The 19021-nt window shown below is 47.9% G+C and carries 13 protein-coding genes and 1 tRNA gene; 6 read left to right on the forward strand and 8 right to left on the reverse strand.

Going from position 1 to position 19021, the window contains the following annotated elements:
• Nucleotides 1-93: 93 nt before the first annotated feature.
• The 5 genes from EXU85_RS08715 to EXU85_RS08735 form a co-directional block, all read right to left on the reverse strand.
• The gene (locus EXU85_RS08715) at nucleotides 94-1689 is read right to left on the reverse strand and encodes a SusD/RagB family nutrient-binding outer membrane lipoprotein (RefSeq protein ID WP_142771715.1); all 1596 of its coding nucleotides are present in this window, start codon (nucleotides 1687-1689) and stop codon (nucleotides 94-96) included.
• A 112-nt stretch (nucleotides 1690-1801) separates the two neighbouring features.
• Entirely contained in the window at nucleotides 1802-4921 is a 3120-nt protein-coding gene (locus tag EXU85_RS08720) for a SusC/RagA family TonB-linked outer membrane protein (protein ID WP_246859615.1), read from the reverse strand.
• Nucleotides 4922-5240: 319 nt separating this feature from the next.
• Nucleotides 5241-6692 (reverse strand): RNA polymerase sigma factor, encoded by a 1452-nt coding sequence (locus EXU85_RS08725; protein ID WP_142771716.1) that lies wholly within the window; start codon nucleotides 6690-6692, stop codon nucleotides 5241-5243.
• Nucleotides 6693-6742: 50 nt separating this feature from the next.
• Nucleotides 6743-8806: a HAMP domain-containing sensor histidine kinase gene (locus EXU85_RS08730; protein ID WP_142771717.1), complete on the reverse strand. Its 2064-nt coding sequence runs from the start codon at nucleotides 8804-8806 to the stop codon at nucleotides 6743-6745.
• Between the two features lie 464 nt (nucleotides 8807-9270).
• Nucleotides 9271-9987: a LytTR family DNA-binding domain-containing protein gene (locus tag EXU85_RS08735; protein WP_142771718.1), complete on the reverse strand. Its 717-nt coding sequence runs from the start codon at nucleotides 9985-9987 to the stop codon at nucleotides 9271-9273.
• A 121-nt stretch (nucleotides 9988-10108) separates the two neighbouring features.
• Between EXU85_RS08735 and EXU85_RS08740 the strand changes: the two genes are divergently transcribed.
• Complete coding sequence (locus EXU85_RS08740; protein ID WP_142771719.1) at nucleotides 10109-10330, forward strand: hypothetical protein; 222 nt, start codon at nucleotides 10109-10111, stop codon at nucleotides 10328-10330.
• 286 nt (nucleotides 10331-10616) lie between these two features.
• Here the strand turns inward: EXU85_RS08740 and EXU85_RS08745 are convergent, their stop codons facing one another.
• From EXU85_RS08745 to EXU85_RS08755, 3 genes are all read right to left on the reverse strand, one after another.
• Nucleotides 10617-11765, reverse strand: a complete 1149-nt coding sequence (locus tag EXU85_RS08745) for a TIGR03364 family FAD-dependent oxidoreductase (RefSeq protein ID WP_142771720.1) — start codon at nucleotides 11763-11765, stop codon at nucleotides 10617-10619.
• Nucleotides 11766-11899: 134 nt separating this feature from the next.
• Nucleotides 11900-12640, reverse strand: coding sequence for an HAD family hydrolase (locus EXU85_RS08750; RefSeq protein WP_142771721.1), 741 nt, complete (start codon nucleotides 12638-12640; stop codon nucleotides 11900-11902).
• A 110-nt stretch (nucleotides 12641-12750) separates the two neighbouring features.
• A complete protein-coding gene (locus EXU85_RS08755; RefSeq protein WP_142771722.1) occupies nucleotides 12751-14262 on the reverse strand; it encodes a nicotinate phosphoribosyltransferase in 1512 nt (503 codons plus the stop codon).
• Nucleotides 14263-14415: 153 nt separating this feature from the next.
• On the opposite strand from EXU85_RS08755, the gene rpoN reads away from it, so the two are divergent.
• From rpoN to EXU85_RS08785, 5 genes are all read left to right on the forward strand, one after another.
• Nucleotides 14416-15861, forward strand: a complete 1446-nt coding sequence (gene rpoN / locus EXU85_RS08760; RefSeq protein ID WP_142771723.1) for an RNA polymerase factor sigma-54 — start codon at nucleotides 14416-14418, stop codon at nucleotides 15859-15861.
• 176 nt (nucleotides 15862-16037) lie between these two features.
• The gene (locus EXU85_RS08765; RefSeq protein ID WP_142776645.1) at nucleotides 16038-16625 is read left to right on the forward strand and encodes a hypothetical protein; all 588 of its coding nucleotides are present in this window, start codon (nucleotides 16038-16040) and stop codon (nucleotides 16623-16625) included.
• A 108-nt stretch (nucleotides 16626-16733) separates the two neighbouring features.
• Nucleotides 16734-17531: an enoyl-CoA hydratase/isomerase family protein gene (locus EXU85_RS08770; RefSeq protein WP_142771724.1), complete on the forward strand. Its 798-nt coding sequence runs from the start codon at nucleotides 16734-16736 to the stop codon at nucleotides 17529-17531.
• Between the two features lie 65 nt (nucleotides 17532-17596).
• Nucleotides 17597-17670, forward strand: a tRNA-Arg gene (locus EXU85_RS08775).
• 682 nt (nucleotides 17671-18352) lie between these two features.
• Nucleotides 18353-18727 (forward strand): LytTR family DNA-binding domain-containing protein, encoded by a 375-nt coding sequence (locus EXU85_RS08785; RefSeq protein WP_142771725.1) that lies wholly within the window; start codon nucleotides 18353-18355, stop codon nucleotides 18725-18727.
• The last annotated feature ends 294 nt before the right edge of the window (nucleotides 18728-19021 follow it).

The raw sequence follows: 19021 nt of genomic DNA on the forward strand, positions 1-19021 counted from the left end.
GCTTGAGATTCCTCCTGCGTCGGAATGACAAAAAACGGTTCAGTTTTAAAGAAATTCAGTAAGTTTAAATAGTGACAGAACAAACTAAGACAACTATTGTAAAATCCACATGGTGGCGTTGATATCATCAGTACCGCCATACTGGGTAGTCAAGGCAGATTTCAGATTGTCGGCATTGGTTGTCCGCTCGTTGGTCGGATACTGCCAACGTTTCGGAATCCGGGCGCTGTTGCCCGTACCTACACCCGTCAGGAAAGCAGGGACGCCCGTCCGACGTTGGTTGTAAAACGCTTCCAATCCCGAATTCTGGAAGAAGGCGATGTATTTCTGGGTTAGAATCTGGGTTAGACCCGTGGCATTGTTACCGGCATATTTTACAGAAGTCTGCGCCAGGTAATCGCTCATGCTCACCTTAACGGTATAGGTATCGAAATTGGCAATACCGCCATCACGCGAGAACGTAACGGTATTGTCGCCATCTTTCAAACCATAGAAACCCATCGACGCGGCAATGCCTTTCTGGTAATAATCATCGGCGCTGCCTGTTGCCCAGCCCCGGTTAATTCCTTCAGCAATGGTAAACATCAGTTCGGGATAACCGATGATGAAGACAGGTTCGCCCACATAGGATGTGTAGTAATGCTTCCGATTCTGAAAAGAGTACTGTCCTTTCAGTACTTCAGTAGCCATATCCTGCTGATCTTCGCCCGAGGACGCGCCGACAAAAGCGGCATAATCGGTTGGTTTCAGGCCCGCAGCAATTTTTGCCGAAGCGGGTTCAGCCACCACGAAAATGCGGGGGTCTTTACGATCGACCAGCAAATCGACGTAGGTTTTGGCCATGTTTTCACGCGTTGCATTCTGACCAAAGTTGTCCTGATTGCGGGGATACTTATTTTGTACGCCATTATGGATAAACTGTAGATTATCAGCCATGCCCGTCAGAATCGGGTACTTCGTTGGATTCCCGATCATATCGGCAAATTTCTGCTTAATAGCCAGGTCGGTATCACTCTCTTTCTTGCTCAGGCTGATTAGCACCCGTAGCCGGTACGTATTCACGACTTTCTGCCACTGACGCAGGTTGTTATTGAAGTAAAAATCACCGCCGAGTGTGTTGTCGCCTTTGGCGATGATAGCTGCCATATCGGTATTGGCGTCATCGAGCCATTTCAGAATCTGGATGTAAACCGCTTTCTGAGAATCATATTTAGGCGTCAGGTTGGCCTGATCTTTCAGGGCATCTGTCAGCGGAACATCGCCTACCCGACGGGTCATGTTTTCGTAGAAATACGCCCGAAAGAATTTTCCTAGTGCTGAATAGGGGTTCACATCGGCAGCGCCCGCCCGTTTGGCTTCGGACTCCATTTTCAACACGTCTTTCAGCGTGTAGAAATTCAGATTCGTGGTTGTCCAGCTGTATTCGTTGGTTGCGTAGTAGTTGTAATTACTGGCGAAAAACTGGTTGAAACGCTGCTCAGAACCCCAGGGTGCGTAGGTTACCCCCGAAAAACCAGACGGACTGTTACCCGAATCGTACATATCGTTCAGGATACCCTTAAGCACCAATGAAGCGGGGGCATTGACCGCCCGGTTCGGATCTTTTTCGAGTTCGTCGAACGGCTTCTCGCAGGCTGACAAGGTCAGGAAGAGAGCCAGTAGTGGTAGAATGTATTTGTTCAGTTTCATAAATTTATGTCATTAAGTTGCCAGTCGTAGTCATTCGCTGTCATTATTTGCTACTGCCGCTTACACGACAAATGACAATACCTGACAATCAATGACTACGACTGACGATTAATTAGAATGTCAGATTCAAATTAAACCCGTAACGGCGTGTGGTTGGCGTTTGCAGGTCCGAACGGCCATTGCCTGTAAACTGGTCGATATCAATGTCTTTCTTCTCGGCAAAGTAGAGCAGGTTACGACCCACGAAGGATACCGATGCCTGTTTGATGCCCAAGCGGCTGACAAACGATTGTGGCAGTGTGTAGCCAATGACCACTTCGCGGAGTTTGGCAAACGAACGGCTGATGATATTGCCGCCGTCGAAGCCGTAGCGCTTGGCAATATAATCCTGCAAATAGGCTTTCGTCGTGTTTGGCGCAAACTTCAGTTCGCTGTAGTTGGTCACGTAGCCATCGGCATCGTAGTTGATGCTAGCATTGTTACTCACCTGAACCCCCTCGCCCAGGTACGACTTAATACCCTTCGTATCATTCAACCGGGCAATACCCATATCACCCTCAACTGTGTTGATGATCCGACCACCCGCGTAGGTTTTCTGCTGTACATAATCGGAGATAACCCCGCCCACGCGTCCATCGAACTGGAAGCTGAACGTGAAATCTTTGTAGCTGAAGCGGTTGTTCAGGCCCCATACCCAATCCGGGTTGATATTGCCTACGTATTGAGCCACCGTCGTTTGAAGCGGACGTCCACCGGCATCATTAATGATCTGACCATCGGGGGTGCGGACAAACGTTTTGGTGTAATACTTATCCGTCCGGTCGCCGATTTTGAAGAACGTATTCAAGGCCGTTACACCCGGATAAAAGTCTTTGTACACCTCTTTGTAAGTCGACCAGTTGGCCAGTACATCCCAGTTAAATCCGTTGGCGTTGCGAATTACTTTACCTGTCAGGGACAGTTCAACCCCTTTTTTCTGGGTTTTGATACCATTTACCAGCGCGGCCGAATAACCCGTTGTTTCGGAAATCGGCAGGCTAAAAATACGCGGACCATCGTCGCTGATGTAATAAGCTGCATCGAAGGCGAGTCGGTTGTTCAGAAAACGCGCGTCTAAGCCCACTTCGGTTTGCGACGTACTGTTGGGCTTGATATTCGGGTTGTTGAGCGTGTTGGTAAAATAGGCCGAGGTTGTGTTACTAACCGTATAAGGCGTTGCGTAGACAGCCGAGTTCTGATACGTTGGGCCATCATACGACGACAAATATTGCTGACCATAGCCTAGTGGAAATGATGGCACACCAATGGTCGATTGGGTAAGACCGTCTTTCACATTGGCATAGGAGGCCCGTACTTTCAGGAAAGAAATTGCCTGGGGCAGGTGCAGGTAATCTGACAACACCGTGCTCAACGCCACCGATGGATAGAAGAACGTGTTGTTACCCTTTGGCAAGGTGGACAGTTTATCCATCCGGCCCGTTGTGGACAACGTCACGAAATCTTTCAGGGTGAAGTCCGCCGAATAATAGGCCGACAGTACGCGCATATCGGCATTGAAGTTCGACGCAATGACCGGGTTGAGCGAGTTCGAGAAGTTATACACGCCCGGTACGTTCAGGTAATTGGTGGTCGTGTAGTTCGAGTTGTAGTTGTAAATACGCATGTTACCCCCGGCAATGGCATTCACATTCAGGAGTGGATTAATCCGCTTGTTGTATTTAAGCAACAGGTCGGTGTTGTTATCCAGCAAATTCCGGCGGTCTTCGCGGTAGTCACCTTTGGCTTCTTCCCGACCATAGACCGTTGCCGAGTATGGAAACTTCTCCGTCCGCAGCAGGTTCCAGGTCGATACCTGGGTGCGTAGTTGAAAGTCCAGCCCATCGGCAATGTTGTATTTGAGGGATGTTTGCCCAACGATGTCTGTTTTGTAGTGACCCCGCAACCATTCTTTGGTGATGAACCAGGGGTTGTTATAGCGCTGATATTCAGCGTAAATCTGTTGCGTCCCTTCTTTACCTGGCTGCCAGTAGTTTTTCAACTGGTCGATGTCCCAGTCGGCTCCACCCCAGATAGCGATATTGTAAATCATGGAGTTCGGGCCGTAATCAACGTCAGGAATATTCGGCGTATACTGACGATTCACCTGGATATCGCCCTCAAACCGCAACCGGTTCGTGAAGTTGTAGCCCGTCGTTACTTTAAAGGTCGTGCTGTTCAGTTTGGTATTGGGCACCAGCCCCCGCTGGTAGTTGTGCGAGATTGAAAAACGCAGGTCATATTTCTCTCCCGATGCCGATACCGCAATGTTGTTGGTCGAGAGAATACCCGCCTGCAGGAACCGCTTCAGGTTATCTTTACCGCGAGCCACCCAGGGCGTACCGGAGCGCTTGCCTGTAGCCGGATCGACCGGGCTGTCGTACTGCGGAATCAACTGGCCTTCGAAACGGGGTCCCCAGATATCGTAGTCGCCATCGTTTTTACCACCCCCTTTACCATCCACAAATTCATACACACCGTGATCGCCGGGGCCGTATTCGTCCTGTACTTTCGGAATGGCCAGGAAGCCATTGTCCACCATCTGACTGGTATTCACGTCCACGGCAAACCCGCGTTTATCTTTCGTACCACGTTTGGTCGTGATCAGGATGGCCCCGTTTTTCCCCCGGAAACCATATAGCGCCGAAGCCGATGCCCCTTTCAGAACAGAGTACGTTTCGATATCGTCGGCACTGATGTTCCAGGTATCGGAGTTAATGGGCACGCCATCGACCACAAACAGGACATCGGTATTACCCCGCAGAATCACGTTGGGCCGACGCAGCAGTTCGGCAGAGGCTCCGATCGTTAAACCAGCTACTTTACCAACTAATGAGTTGATCGGGTTGGGTTCGCGGGCCTTAATAAGCTGCGCGCCTTCAACTGTCTGGATGGCCACACCCGTTTGTCGGATGTCTTTTTTGATACCTAAAGCAGTTACAACAACCTCGTTCAGTGTCCGGTCGCCAGCCTGCATGGTTACGTCCAGCGTGGTACGATTGCCTACAGCAATTTCCTGTGTAGCATAGCCGATGAAGGAGAAGGTGAGTGTGCTTTTTGCCGACGTGTTAATAGAGTACGTACCATCGGCGCGAGAGGTTGTCCCGGCATTGGTACCTTTCACAACGATAGATACGCCCGGTAGTGGCTGATTATCGTCGCCGGACAGGATTCGACCTGTGACCGTTTGGGCCATCGCAGATAGGCCTGGCAGTAGACAAAACAAACATGCCACAACTACCTGGCGCAGAGCGAGAATCGAGGTTCTCGGCCGGGGTGATTGTTGTGGCACTGAGTTGGGTAAAATAGGTTTCATACGTTAACAGGTTAGTATTACTTAAGTAATTACCCGCAAAAGTACGCTCCTGGTATTACGCCAATATGTATTGAATATCAATCGTTTGTGAATAGGTCTTTGCCGATTTTACATAAAATTAACAGACAGTTGATGGGTAGTTTGCCAGGTTCATTGTACCAGGGGACCTACCGCCAGCATTCCACGTTGCTTGTGTGAGCTATTCCCCCAGCGTTATTTCCACCGCGCCCATCCTGGCTATATCGCCATATTTTTCCAGGGCTTCTGCCTGGGTTAATTTGATCAGGCTATAGCTCTTATCCGAAAGCTGTATGGTGTCATTTATATGCATGGGATTGCCATTGACAACCAAATAGCTTATTTTATTCAGGAAGGAAAATTGACCGCTTCCCGTAAATTTTTGCGTGTTAAGACTAACTTTTACATGCTTTCCCCTGACGTATAGTTCATTGTTTTCTGCCGACCAAAACAGCTCCGACGCATAAAACGTACCGAAAATTTTTTTAGAATTTGGTTTAGTGTCCGACTGAGTTTGGCCAATCGGCCTTACCATTTCCGTTAACTTGTTGTCAACCACAGGCTGATTGATAAACCGGATAGGTAATTGGGAAGGAGTCAATAGAGCTGTTGAATCAAATGCCAGCGCTGAGCCCGAAAGCAGCAGCGCACTTAGGGTGTTTACCTTTTTCATCATTTCGCTATTTTCTGTTTGTTTTCTAGCTATGATGGTATTTCTGGAAAAGGTGGCAGTTGGATGCGGCATAGAAACCTGCTTAGTATCCGTATTTATTTTTGACTGCACCTTATTCTCCAACAGGTTGGCAGAAGGCGCTGCTATCATTGGCGCTTTCATGGGCTTATATGCGTTCAGCTGGAGGTATGAAACAATGGCTAGCGTAAGCATCAGGGCTAATTCTGCCAGATCTGTCTTTATTAAGATTTGTGGAATAAAGACAGACGGTTTAGTTTTTAGGCCTGAAACATCCCTACCATTGGCAGTGTGAATAGGCAATGCCTGTTGAGGCTGTAGCTCGAACGCGTTCAAGTGGCGTCTGAACAACTGATCCATACCGCCAAGCCGATTCGGAAGCAACAACAGGAATAGTAACCGCTTTCGTTTCGGGTGCTGGTTTGTTTTCTGAGTAAGGATTTCCCGAATTTTCTTGCGAGCCCTTGCCAAATGGGACTTTGAGGTTCCTTCGCTGATACCCAACTCGGCTCCGATCTGGGCATGGGTGAACTCATCAAATACGTACAGATTAAACACCAGTCGATGGTGGTGGGGCAGAAGGCTAATGGTCTCTAACAGTTCAGTTTCTGAAAATGAATAGGCTGGATTGGAGTTGCTTTCCTCGTCAGATTCAAGGGAGGGAATCTGAAACGCTGTTCTTATCCTGTCTTGATGGTCCTTCTGTTTTTTCTGCTCCCGAACGTGTTGCAAGGCTACGTTGATGACAATACGCCTTAACCAGGCTTCAAAAGGGCCTTTGTTTTCAAAGCTTGACGCTTTATCAATCGCTAGTAAAAACGCATCATGGGCTAAGTCTTCTGCCGTTTGCCGATCATAGGTATACCGATAGCAAAGGCCAATCATTTTGGCAATGCACTGCTTATAAGTAGCTTCCCAAAAGCCTTTCCTTCCCTCATTCATAAGGGCAATGATGCTTTTTTGTCAAAAGGTGGCAGTTTACCAGCGCTAATTTAAGCCATCTCGGGTTTTAGCTCATTACGCAAGGTCAGTAATTGAATGCGGACCAAAGTGCCTTTATTCAATTTACTTTCGATGGACAAACGTCCGCCCTGACGGGCTAGCATTTCGCGACAGATCCGTAAGCCAAGCCCTATGCCGCTTTCTCCCATTGTTCCCTTGCGTACTTCTGGCCATGTCGATAAAGCAGCTATCTGCTCAGCTGACATACCAATACCTGTATCTCGGATCTGTAATTCAACAACGTCTTCGTAGCCAATTGATTGAATACGAATATAGCCGCCTGGGTGGGTAAACTTAATGGCATTCGTAAGAATATTGTGTACGACCACGCCTAACTGCTGTTTATCGACCATTGCCGAATGCGTTTTGTCAACATGATTAATGACTGTCAACTGCTTTTGCTGTAGTTGCTCGCTGGCCAGACTGAGTATTTCGTCAATGAGTGGATAGAGAAGCAGCGATTCTGAAAAGGTATGGAAGCCATTTAACTGAATCATTGACCAATCTAATAAGTTAGTCAACAACCCCAGCATATTATCTACCTGTCTTTCCAGACGATCCACCAGGAGCCGGGCGGCCTGAAATGAATCGCCGTTTTCCTGGATTTGTCGAATGGTAACCTTCACACTGGCCAGGGGACTCCGCAAATCATGACCAATGAGGGAAAATAGTTTGTTTTTGACCGCATTCGCTTCGGTCAATTCATTGGCTGTTTGTTGGAGAAGCGCTTGCTGATGAGTTAAAGCGGAATAAGCGCGCTGGGATTTGCGCAGAAAGAAATAGACTGTGCCTATGAGTGTGAGTAATAGCCCGATTATAGCGGCTGCGGCCAGTTGTGTTTGCCTGGCTAGGGTAAGCTGTTGTTGTTGACGAAGCGTTTTTAGTAGATTAATCTGCGCGTTTTTTTGTAGTAGTTTAATCGTTTTTTCTTTTGTTTCGATGTCAAATACGGCCTGCATATAGGCTAGTTTCTGCGCATTTCTTTCAGAGTAGGTGTTTTCCTTTAGGTGCTGTTGCTCTTCATAAATCTCTAAGGCCTCCTGATACTGGCCATTCGCTTTCAATACGGCCGTTAAGGTACCCAGCGAGTTGATGATACCATCAGGTTGTTTATTTTGCCTGAATAAGTACAGGGCATACCGAGCCTCCGGCAAGGCGTCTTTGGGTCGTTGAGAGGCCAAATAAGTCATGGCTAATTCCCGTTTGGCACTTGCCATCACGGCTCTGCTCTTTAACGCACGTGCCTTGCGAAATTGCGCATCAAATAGCTGGATGGCCAACTTATAGCGCTGCTGATTGCGTAAATTGATCCCTACAACTTCAAGCGCATCAATCACCCTAAAGGGACTATTTGTCAGCCGTGCATACCGCAAGCTTTCTTGGTACGCCACCTCTGCCTTCTTGAATTGGCCTTTTTGTTCCAGGATTTCCCCCTCTAGTATCGATGCGTACATACGATCAACGGCTGGCCAGTTTCGTTTATCCAGGGCAAAATATTTTTGGGTGTAGGCTTTCTCCAGCGAGGGGTTCTTCAATTCCCGGTACAGGGCAATTATCAGGAGGTAATTCGCTGCGAGTGTCGGTATATCCTCATGGGTGGCCAGATACCTTATATTCCTCCCAATCTGATCGATCGCTCTTGATAGATCACCGGCATCTGAATAGATCACAGCTAACGTATACTGGAACTCAACGATCTTTTTAACCGCGTTGGCTGTTTGGGCATACTCGATTGCCTGTCGGGTAAACGTGATTGCCTGGCTATACAAACCACGTTGACGATAATAACGGGCCAAAAAATAGTGTAAATCGCCACTATAATCACGGCTCTTGTTCACCAGCCGGAGTCCTTCCTTCGTGTATGTATATAGACTATCGTATTGGTCGATGTCAAAATAATACTGGGCGATTGCTATATACCTTTGTAAACGAGCGTTGTTGCTTTGCTGTACACGCAGTTGAGCTTTGAGTGTAGCAACAGATGGTTTTGTTGACTGAGCTCCTGCGGTCGACCAGAGAAGAACCAATACCTGAACAAAATGGAGCAAACGCATAGACTGAGTCAATCACAACGTAAAGCGAAGTAAAAACTGGTTTTAACGTTATGACAGAAACAGATAGGCATGTTGTTCGAATACCTTAGCTTTATACTGAGCTAATAAATTTTTAAATTTTAAGTGCTCAAGCTCATTCGATGTAATGAGACTGCCAGGTTGATCATTGCCAGGTGAATAGAAATCAGAGACTGGTTTATCCGTGCATGTCTCAGCTAGTTCTTTATCGTCCATTTTGTGCACTTACAGGTTAATAACACAGTAAATTTATTAACAGTAAAGATACCTGCATGCGTAAACGATATGAACATCTGTTTTTTTGATATGAACGACATAGTTCATGCTTTAAGCCGTTGATTTGCCCCTGAAGTTGATTGACTAATTAAAGGCGCCCGGACATGGGTCATACCTGTTCAGTAAGCTTGTACCAGCAATTTGTACAGTCTGCTCATGAACATCCATTGTTAAGGCTCTTCATTACTATTCGTATCAAATACCGACAATAACCCTTCCAGGCTAGGCCGAAACGAACGGCCAATGGGGATTTTTGTTTGACCCAGCCAGATCGTATGCCGATCGTAGCTTGTTATTTTATTGATATTGATAACGTATGATTTATGAACCCGAATAAACAGGCGGGCCGGTAGTTGATCAATTAGTAACGCGAGTCCTTCATTCACCAGATACATCTGATTGTCTGCATACACTTTAGAATAAATGCCAAACGCTTCGATGTAATCGATCGACTGGAAGACAAAGCGTTGCGCTTTGCGTCCCATCTTTAAGAAAATTTCATTTTTTTCAATAACGGTTGGTTGATTTTGCCATTGAAGAGCCCGCGTAAGGGAAATTTGCAGCCGTTCTAACGTAAAAGGTTTCAACAAATAATCAGCTGCCTTCCCAATTTCATAGCTTTCCAGGGCATAATCCGGATAAGCGCTGGTAATAATTACAGGGGGTAAGGTCATGCCTGTTTTAAGGAGGCTTAGCCCCAATTGCCCATCAAGGCTAATATCGAGGAAGATCAGATCAATTGATTGGGAAGACAAAAACTGAACCGCCGACTCAATCGTTGGCGCAATGCCAACCAAATTAAAAAACGTGAACCGGCTTAACAAACCTTTTAAGTAAAACGCATCGGGCTCCGAATCGTCGATTATCAGATATTGTTTTACTACCATGAGTGTTTCAGTTAATTGATTCTAATCGTCAACGATAAGTTGCCAGGTATTTAGGCTTTTAGAGGTACATTCCCTCAGCGCCATACGTCAGTATCGAGTCAACTTTACGTCTACTGAACGAATGGAGTTGCTGGCTAAAGTAAAGAAAGGTAAAACTTCGTCCAAAATTAGTCAAAAAGCCCAGGGTCTTTTAGCAGGTTATAACGCAGTTGAAAGGTATACGGAGAGGGGCATTGCCGCCACTTATCCACTCTGGGGAGTTAACGCTGCAGGGCCGTTAAGTGCTGAATTTTCTTTACTTAATCAGCCTCTTTTATTGGCTTATTTTACCCCCACCCCCTAAAGGAGGAGAAAATCCACTTCGGAGCACTCCCCCTTTAGGGGGTGGGGGGTAAAGACAAGAGCACTTATCCACTCCTGGGGAGTTAACGCTGGGAGTGGTTTGCCGTACGAAACGGCCGCTGCGGTTGAATCAAGGCGTTAGGGAATCACAATGGCCTGTATACAACAAACTGCATTGCTCTGAAATAGCCTGACACGACTCGTGTCAGGCTATTTCAGAGCAATGCAGTTCACAAAACCTTAGCTTAGTAAACTCCCGCTAGGGTCATTTTAGCTGACTGGTTGGGTTAGCCGAACCACTGCTTGATGTTTTGTTCGGCATAGCCAGCGCTGGAACTCATGCCTTTGCCGCCAATACCCGTTATTAGCTGGATGGCTGGATCTATAGCGTGCTCAAAAATTTCAGCCTTAGTCTGGCTGTAAAAACCCGCCCAGGTTTTTCGGATGGTTAACGGAAAGGTAACAATCCGGCGAGCCTCGGCCAGCATCAGGTCGTTAATAAAATCCTGCGTATGATAGCCTAGATCCTCCGCCTGGGTAGCCTCGGCATATTCGTGCGAATCGCCCACAATGATGGAGCCATCGACGGCTTGTTTAAACAGGATATGGATGCCCCACTTTTTCAGCTCGATCAGGTGTTCGGGATACTGGGCTGTCAGGTTGGCATAGGACGGGCATTCCTGAAAAGCTTCGTACCGACGAATACTCAGACCGGTTAGGATGTTACCCGGCAAGCGTAAGCCAGCAACGGGCTCAGCTAGTAACATTTGCAGCTTACTGACTACCAGACCGGCATTGGCCAGTACATCCGGGAACAGCAACCGTACCTCATGTCCTCCGCAAATGAGTACCCGTTTTGCCTGGAAATGCTCCCGATTGCTCAGCGTAACAACCGCACCCGAACTGTTCGGCTGGCAGTCGATCACAACCGAACCCGGGCGATAATCAATTCCGTATTTTCGTTGGCTGTAGGCAATCAGTCGGTGAATCATCTGCTCCGGCTCTACGCTAAGCTCATCCGGGAAGAACAGACCGCCCACAACGTAGTTGGGTTGCAGGCTGGGGTATTTGTCGAGACACTGTGCCTTCGTGAGTAACTCGCTGCCATAGCCAAGTCGTTGGTATCGGTCGTGGAGTTCGTTGGCCAGCGTCCACTCGTCGGGATCGGAGGCTATATAAATCGTACCATTGGCCCGTACCGTAATATCTGTTTCCTGTTGAATGGTGCGGTAGATATCCAGGCTCCGTCGCCCGTAGTCGAACCACCGGCCAGCCAGCCCTGACGGCACCACCTGGCCGAAATTCCGCACCGTGGCACCAATTGGATAGCGATCTTTTTCGAGCAGCAACACGCGTAGCCCGGCCTGAGCAGCCTGAAGTGCGTGGAAGGTGCCAAGTGCACCTGCGCCCACAATAAGTAAATCGTAAGAAGTCATAAGGGAGAATGAAAAATGGATAATAAATAATGAATAATAAATAATGAATAATGCAGGTAATCGATTTTAAGCCGATCATTATGCATTATCCATTGTGCATTACCCATTATGCATTACCCATTATGCATTATGCATTATCCATGAGTGGTCATTACTTCGCGAGCGTCTAGCAAGGCGGGCAATTCCCGGAGCGAATTAATCAGTAAATCGTGTGGGTAGGCTTCCAGCTGATCGCGGGAGTGCGTACCGTTGGTAACGCCCAGATTGAGGGCTACGCCAGCGGCCCGGCCCGATAGTAAATCGGAAGGGGTATCGCCGATGTTTATGACGGCTTTGGGGTTACTAACACCCAGTAGATGCATGGCTCGCTCAATCATGTGCGGGTAGGGGCGACCCCGTTCCACTTCGTCACTGGCAATGGACACCTGAATCAGACTTTCTGCGGTACCAACCCGGCGACCATCGAGCCCTTTGAGCCAGCCGAGCTTTTCCAGAATAATATCGGTTACAACCCGATAAAATCCGGTTGTGAGCGCAATGGCGATTCCCCGTTCGTACAGGTAGGCAAAGGTATCCAGGCAGCCTTCGGTGGGTGTTGCTCCCTGAGTGAGGTAATGGTTTTCGAGAATGCGCCGGAAACTTGCGTACGATACATCAACCTGCCGCTGTATATCACTATTGTGTTCGCCCAGTTGTTCTTTCCAAAGTGTTTCAAATACATACCGTTTGGCAAGGCCCTGCATGGCCAGAATACGCTCGTCGGTAACAAATAGGCCTGTTTCAGCGGCTGCTTCGGCAAAACACCGCTCTACTTCATGGTGGTCGGTCACGGTAGTGCCCGCCATGTCAAATACCACTAATTCAATCGGTTGCATGTCTGGAGATGTCTGAGGAGTCGTAAAGCAACAGAAAAGTTCAATACAAAGTGATTAGACGAGTGTTAAGAAATCAAGAAGTTACCAGCTACTATTGAGCGAACGGCCTACTATCCTTTCGTTCCGTTACGCGGCTCTTCATTGGCCTCCCGTAATTTAAGGATCAACTCTGTTTTCAACTCGTGCAGGCTCTTTTCCAGCCCGACCGGATAGGTGTGGGGGTTCACGAATCGCTTTACACCCGGATGCAGGCCCGCCAGTTGGGTTTGGACCCGCGCCCGTACGGCATGAATGTCGGGGAGATTGTAGACGCACTTGCCCTCCTGAAAAACAGGCACTAATAAATCTTCGTAGGACTGCGTTGCTTCAAAACGCCGACGCTTGGTAAAGTCCATCGGGTCAATCATGGTCGTTGGTCGATCCGATCCACTCATTTCTTCTGTGTTGTAGATCATATCGGCCAGAAACCCCCGTTCATCCCGAAATCGGCGCACCTGCTGAATCCCCGGTGTCGAAATTTTAATGGCCTGCTCCGATAGCTTCATCTTGTAGGCCCATTTTGCCGCTCCATTTCCCGCTGTTTCATTTTGAAGCGCTGCCAGTTTATAAACGCCACCGAGCGCGGGCTGATCGAAGGCGGTAACGAGTTTCGTACCTACACCCCAGGTATTTATTTTTGCTCCCTGCTGTTTCAAACTGCTGATAATGGTCTCATCGAGATCGTTGCTGGCCACAATGGCGGTATGCTGAAAACCGGCTTCGTCCAGTAGTTTGCGGGCTTCAATACTTAAATAAGCCAAATCGCCCGAATCGAGCCGGATGCCCGCCAGTGTATGCCCCTGGGCTTCCAGCTTTCGCCCCGTTTCAATGGCGTGCCGGACGCCCTGTAAGGTATCGTACGTATCGACCAGCAAGGTTACGTTGTTGGGCAATACCTGGGCATAAGTATCAAAAGCCTGCTGTTCATCATCGAACGACATAACCCAACTGTGGGCGTGCGTGCCCCGAACGGGAATGTCGTAGAGTTTGCCCGCCAGCACATTCGAGGTGGCATCGCAGCCGCCAATGTAAGCCGCCCGGCTGGCGGTCATGCCACCATCTACGCCCTGCGCCCGGCGTAAACCAAACTCCAGCAGTTGATCGGTATCGGCTACTAAGCGTAAGCGAGCTGCTTTGGTAGCAATCAACGACTCGAAGTTAATGAGGTTCAGCAGGGGCGTTTCGAGGAGCTGACACTGTAAAATTGGGCCGCGAACCCGTACCAATGGCTCGTTTGGGAACACGACCGTGCCTTCCGGAATGGCCTCGATACTACAGCTGAGCTTCAGATTGGCGAGATAATCCAGAAACGCATCGTCAAACAATGGCTTTTTGTCATTGCCTGTCAGTGTGCGGAGGTAGCGCAAATCTTTTTTTGAGAATCCGAAGTGAGTAATGTAGCCGATGATATTGGCCAGCCCGCAGGCTATGGTAAACCCCCCATTGAATGGGTTCTTTCGGAAGTACAGGTTAAAAACTGCTTCTTTCTCAGCCGTTTCTGATTTCCAGTAACCGTAGGCCATTGTTACCTGATACAGGTCGGTCAGTAGGCTCAGCGAAGTGTCGTAAAGCTTATTCGTCATAGCCACGAAGGTACTATGTCTAAACCTCACAGAAAATTTATCTCGATAAAAACAAAAAACTGATTATTTTGGTCTGATAATTGTGAGGGGCAGTTTTACATCCAACTTAACCGCTCAACATTACGGATACATTTTACCGCTCATAGTACCACCATGCAGAAGTTAAGCCTATCCCAATCTCTTCAGCAAAAGTTATCTCCGCAGCAGATTCAGTTTATTAAACTGCTACAGATTCCTACGGCTGAATTAGACACACGAATTGAAGAAGAACTGGAAATTAATCCGGCTCTTGAAGAAGGCATGGATGAAGAGTATGAGCAAAAAGATGATGACTCATACGACGAAGCAGATGACTATAAAGAACGGGACGATGATCTGGATATAGACAGTTATATCAAGGACGAAGATTATGCCGGGTATAAAATGCAGGGCGATGGTAATTATGCCGAAGAAGACCGCGATATGCCATTGGCCACTAGTTCGAGCCTGACCGATTCGCTTCTTCAACAGTTTGGCTACCTGAACCTGACCGAGCAGCAGCGTATTGTGGGTCTTCAGCTCATTGGCAGCATTGAAGCGGATGGCTACATCCGGCGTTCGTTGCAGGCCATTGTCAATGATCTCGCCTTTGCCCAGAACGTGTTTACCGATACCGAAGAGATTGAAAGCATCCTGCACAAAATCCAGTCGTTCGATCCGCCGGGTATTGGGGCGCGTACCCTTCAGGAATGCCTGATTTTGCAACTGCAACGCAAAGACGCGTCTGACCCCTATAACATTCTGGCGATTCGGATCATCGACGAATTCTTCGATGAATTTTCCAAGAAACACTACGACAAGATTCAGCGACGACTGAATATCAGCGACGATTCCCTCAAGAAAGTCATTGATATTATTATTAAACTGAATCCTAAACCGGGCTCTGTTGAGGGTGAATCCGGCACCGCCCAATACCTGGTTCCTGATTTTATTCTGACTAACAACGGCGGTAAGCTTGAGTTAACCCTGAACTCGAAAAATGCGCCTGAACTACGCATCAGCCGTTCCTTTGCCGACATGCTCGATACCTACGACAAGAGCAAAAAGCAGAACAAGAACCTGAAAGAAACGGTCACGTTTGTAAAACAGAAACTGGATGCGGCCAAGTGGTTCATTGATGCCATCAAGCAACGCCAGCAAACGCTGCTCCGAACCATGAACGCCATCGTACGCTTTCAGTATGATTTCTTTCTGAACGGTGACGAGTCCCGACTCAGGCCGATGATTCTGAAAGACATTGCTACCCTGATCGATATGGATGTGTCAACGGTATCGAGGGTGGCTAATAGTAAAGCGGTGCAGACCGAATTCGGGATTTACCCGCTTAAATATTTCTTCTCGGAGGGTATTTCGACCGATACGGGTGAGGATGTCAGCAGCCGCGAAGTGAAAAACATTCTGAAAGATCTGATCGACGCCGAACCCAAGCTTCACCCGCTATCGGACGATAAGCTCGAGAAGATCCTGAATGATCGGGGCTACAACATCGCCCGCCGAACCGTAGCCAAATACCGCGAGCAGCTTAATATTCCGGTAGCCCGGCTGCGGAAACAGTTATAATAATGAATAATGTAAAATGAATAGTGTAAAATGGATAATGGATAATGTAAAATGCTAAAAACATAGAGCGTATTTTTACAGCGTTATTCATTCTACATTGTTCATTATCCATTATTCCTGTTCCATTGACCACTAGTCTCGCCCGTTTCCTTTCGGTCGTTCTCCATCCGTTGCTCATGCCGACATTACTGTTCGGTGTGTTGCTGTTTCAGGTGCCCAGCGTGTTGGGTATGGATGCTTTTTCCAGCTCATTACGGCTTAGTTTACTCGTACTGATTTTTGTTGGTACGTTTGCCGTGCCTTCCCTGCTGATTTATTACCTCTTCCGTAGCGGGTATGTCCAGAGTCTGCAACTGCATACGTTGGCGGACCGCCGGTTGCCGTATTTTCTGACGGCCAGTGTCTATTTGTTTCTGGCCTACCTGTTCACCTTCCGGATGCAGCTTGTATCGACGGTTGCGCCTGAGATTGGCATCCTGATAGGAGGTATTGCGGTTTCCATTTTGTTGGTTGGTCTCATCAGTCTATCCTGGCAAATTAGCGCCCACGGCGTTGGGATTGGGGGCGTGGTTGGGATCATTGCCAGCATCATGCTTAGGTTCAGCATATCCGATTTATTCTTTTCGCTGATTTTGCTGGTACTGCTGGCGGGTCTGGTAGCCAGCGCCCGGTTAAAACTCAATGCCCATACACCCGCTCAAATGGGGGCTGGATTCGTACTGGGTCTGGTCGTTAGTGTGCTGACTGTGTACTGGCTACTCTAATTTTTTTTAAACACGCAGATAACGGAGATTTGCACAGAGGCCACCGAGATATAGGCTTCGTGTTCTCTGCGTAAACCCCCGTTCCCTCTGTGTTTAATTGTCAACCTTATGTACGAAAATCTCCTTTACGACGTCACCGATTCGGTTTGCCGGATTACCCTCAACCGACCACAGGTCTACAATGCCCTTAGTCCGGGGTTGATTGGGGACATTACGGCAGCCATCGAAGCCGCCGGTACTGATGAGCAGGTTCGGGTCGTGGTGATTACAGGTGCGGGCGATAAAGCTTTTTCGTCCGGGGCCGATCTGAAAGAAGGCGTTACCCAGGCTGCGTCTTCGGGTGGGCAACTTACCCTCGGCGATTCATTACGAGAGACATACCACCCCATGATTCGGGCCATCCGGAACCTGCCCAAGCCTGTTATTGGCCGTGTGAATGGCGTTGCCGCTGGCGCAGGTTGTTCATTGGCGCTAGCCTGCGATGTGATCATTTGTGCCGATGAGGCCTACTTCAGTCAGATATTTGTCAATATCGGTCTGATGCCCGATGCGGGCTCTACCTTTTTTCTACCCCGGCTTATTGGCCCACAACGGGCATTTGAGCTATGCAGCACCGGCCGACGCGTATATGGCCCGGAAGCGGCTCAACTAGGTTTGGTAAGTCGATCGGTACCGATGGCGGATCTGGATGCGGCTGTGGATGCCGTAGTGGGGTATTATGCCGGAGCGGCTACTCGGGCAATTGGTGCCATGAAAAAAGTACTCAACCAATCCCTGTATTCTGATCTCGATCATCAACTCGATCAGGAGGCTGATAATCAGGATCTATTGGGCCGATCGGCGGATGCGATGGAAGGTATTGGTGCTTTTCTTATGAAGCGAAAAGCAAATTTTTTAGGGAAATAGGTTGACAGGGCCGTTTTTTCTACCTACTTTTGCACTCCCAATCAACGGGAACGCCATCTGGCAATGCATTCGTAGCTCAATTGGATAGAGCACCTGACTACGGATCAGGAGGTTTGGGGTTCGAATCCCTACGAGTGCACGAAGAAATACTCTTACTAGTCTTAAAAGCCTGCTCCAGATAGCAGGCTTTTGCTTTTTCCCCCTATCTCTCCTGCAATTTTGTCCCTGATAGCGAAAGCACCCTGATTAACTCGAAACGACCTCATGATGAGTCCGTTTTGAGTTTCTACCCCCCATCTCTGATCTTTTTTGCTCTTTTGACCCCGCCCTTTAGCATTTTGGAACTTTCCAAAATTTTCCAGCACGAATATATGAAAGCAGGTTTGTGGAAAGTTTGAGTCAGAAATAGTCCAGGTCGAAATCAATTTCTGATCTTATACGGCCTCCCTTTAGTTTCCACAAAATATAGTAGTCCACTGTATCACTTAAGTGGGTAGCTCGCTCCTGGTCTATGTTGCTGCTCTCACTTGCCTTACTCTTAGTATAGTCGGTGTTCAATGGTGAGTTGTCTAAGGAGATCACCGTGGCCTTACTGTACGTCGTCAACCAAAAGACGAAGTGATCGTTTGGAAACTTGGGTCGACTGGGCAGGTTTTTAAGAAGGTGATGTGTGTAAACTATTGATGAGTAGTACAGTATAAAAATTAAAAGCGCCATTACACCCTAGTAATGGCGCTTTTTGTGTCTTTATAAAACTCAATTGAATCTAAAAACGTACATATGACATTTTCTATTTTTCCACTCCATTCAATAATCCCTTGATGAGACGGGTATATGCTGCTCAGGTTCAGCACAGGTTTGATCCGAATAAAGTGCTTTATTTATCAGGAGACATTAACTACAGCACAGTTTACCTGATTGATGGTAAACATATTTTAACCAGTCGAACACTAAAATGGTATACTAGTCAGTGGCCTCACTTTATGCGCATCCATAAAAACAGTCTGGTAAATCCTGAGCATATCTATAGCTGTATTCTGGCTTCGTCAATCGAAGGCTATCTAATTATGAAAAATGGGGCACGACTGACGATTGGCCGTCGGCGAATTAATGAAGTAGCTATTCAATTAGGCATTGACCGCTCTAAGAATTCAGGCAAAGGTAGCTATTACGTGAATCCTTCAGAGCATGAATAACTCAAGCCAGCTCAATATCACCAAAATAGCCTGGCCATTTTGACCAGGCATCAACGTTGCCAGATCTGAAAGTGCTGGCGTTCGGCCACCATCACCAGGTACACCTTATCGAGCACGTCGTGCTTTTCAGCCACGCGCAGCAGCGATTCATTCTTTTTGCGGGGATAACCTCACGTTCTCACTCGGCATAGCCAAGAGAGAACGTGAGACTTTGCAAGTACTTGGAGAAAGTTCCCTTTCAGAGTTTTATAGGCTTATGATCTGTTTGTTTGCTATAATTCTAACACCTCCTTG

The organism is Spirosoma sp. KCTC 42546 (assembly GCF_006965485.1).
Lineage (GTDB): Bacteria > Bacteroidota > Bacteroidia > Cytophagales > Spirosomataceae > Spirosoma.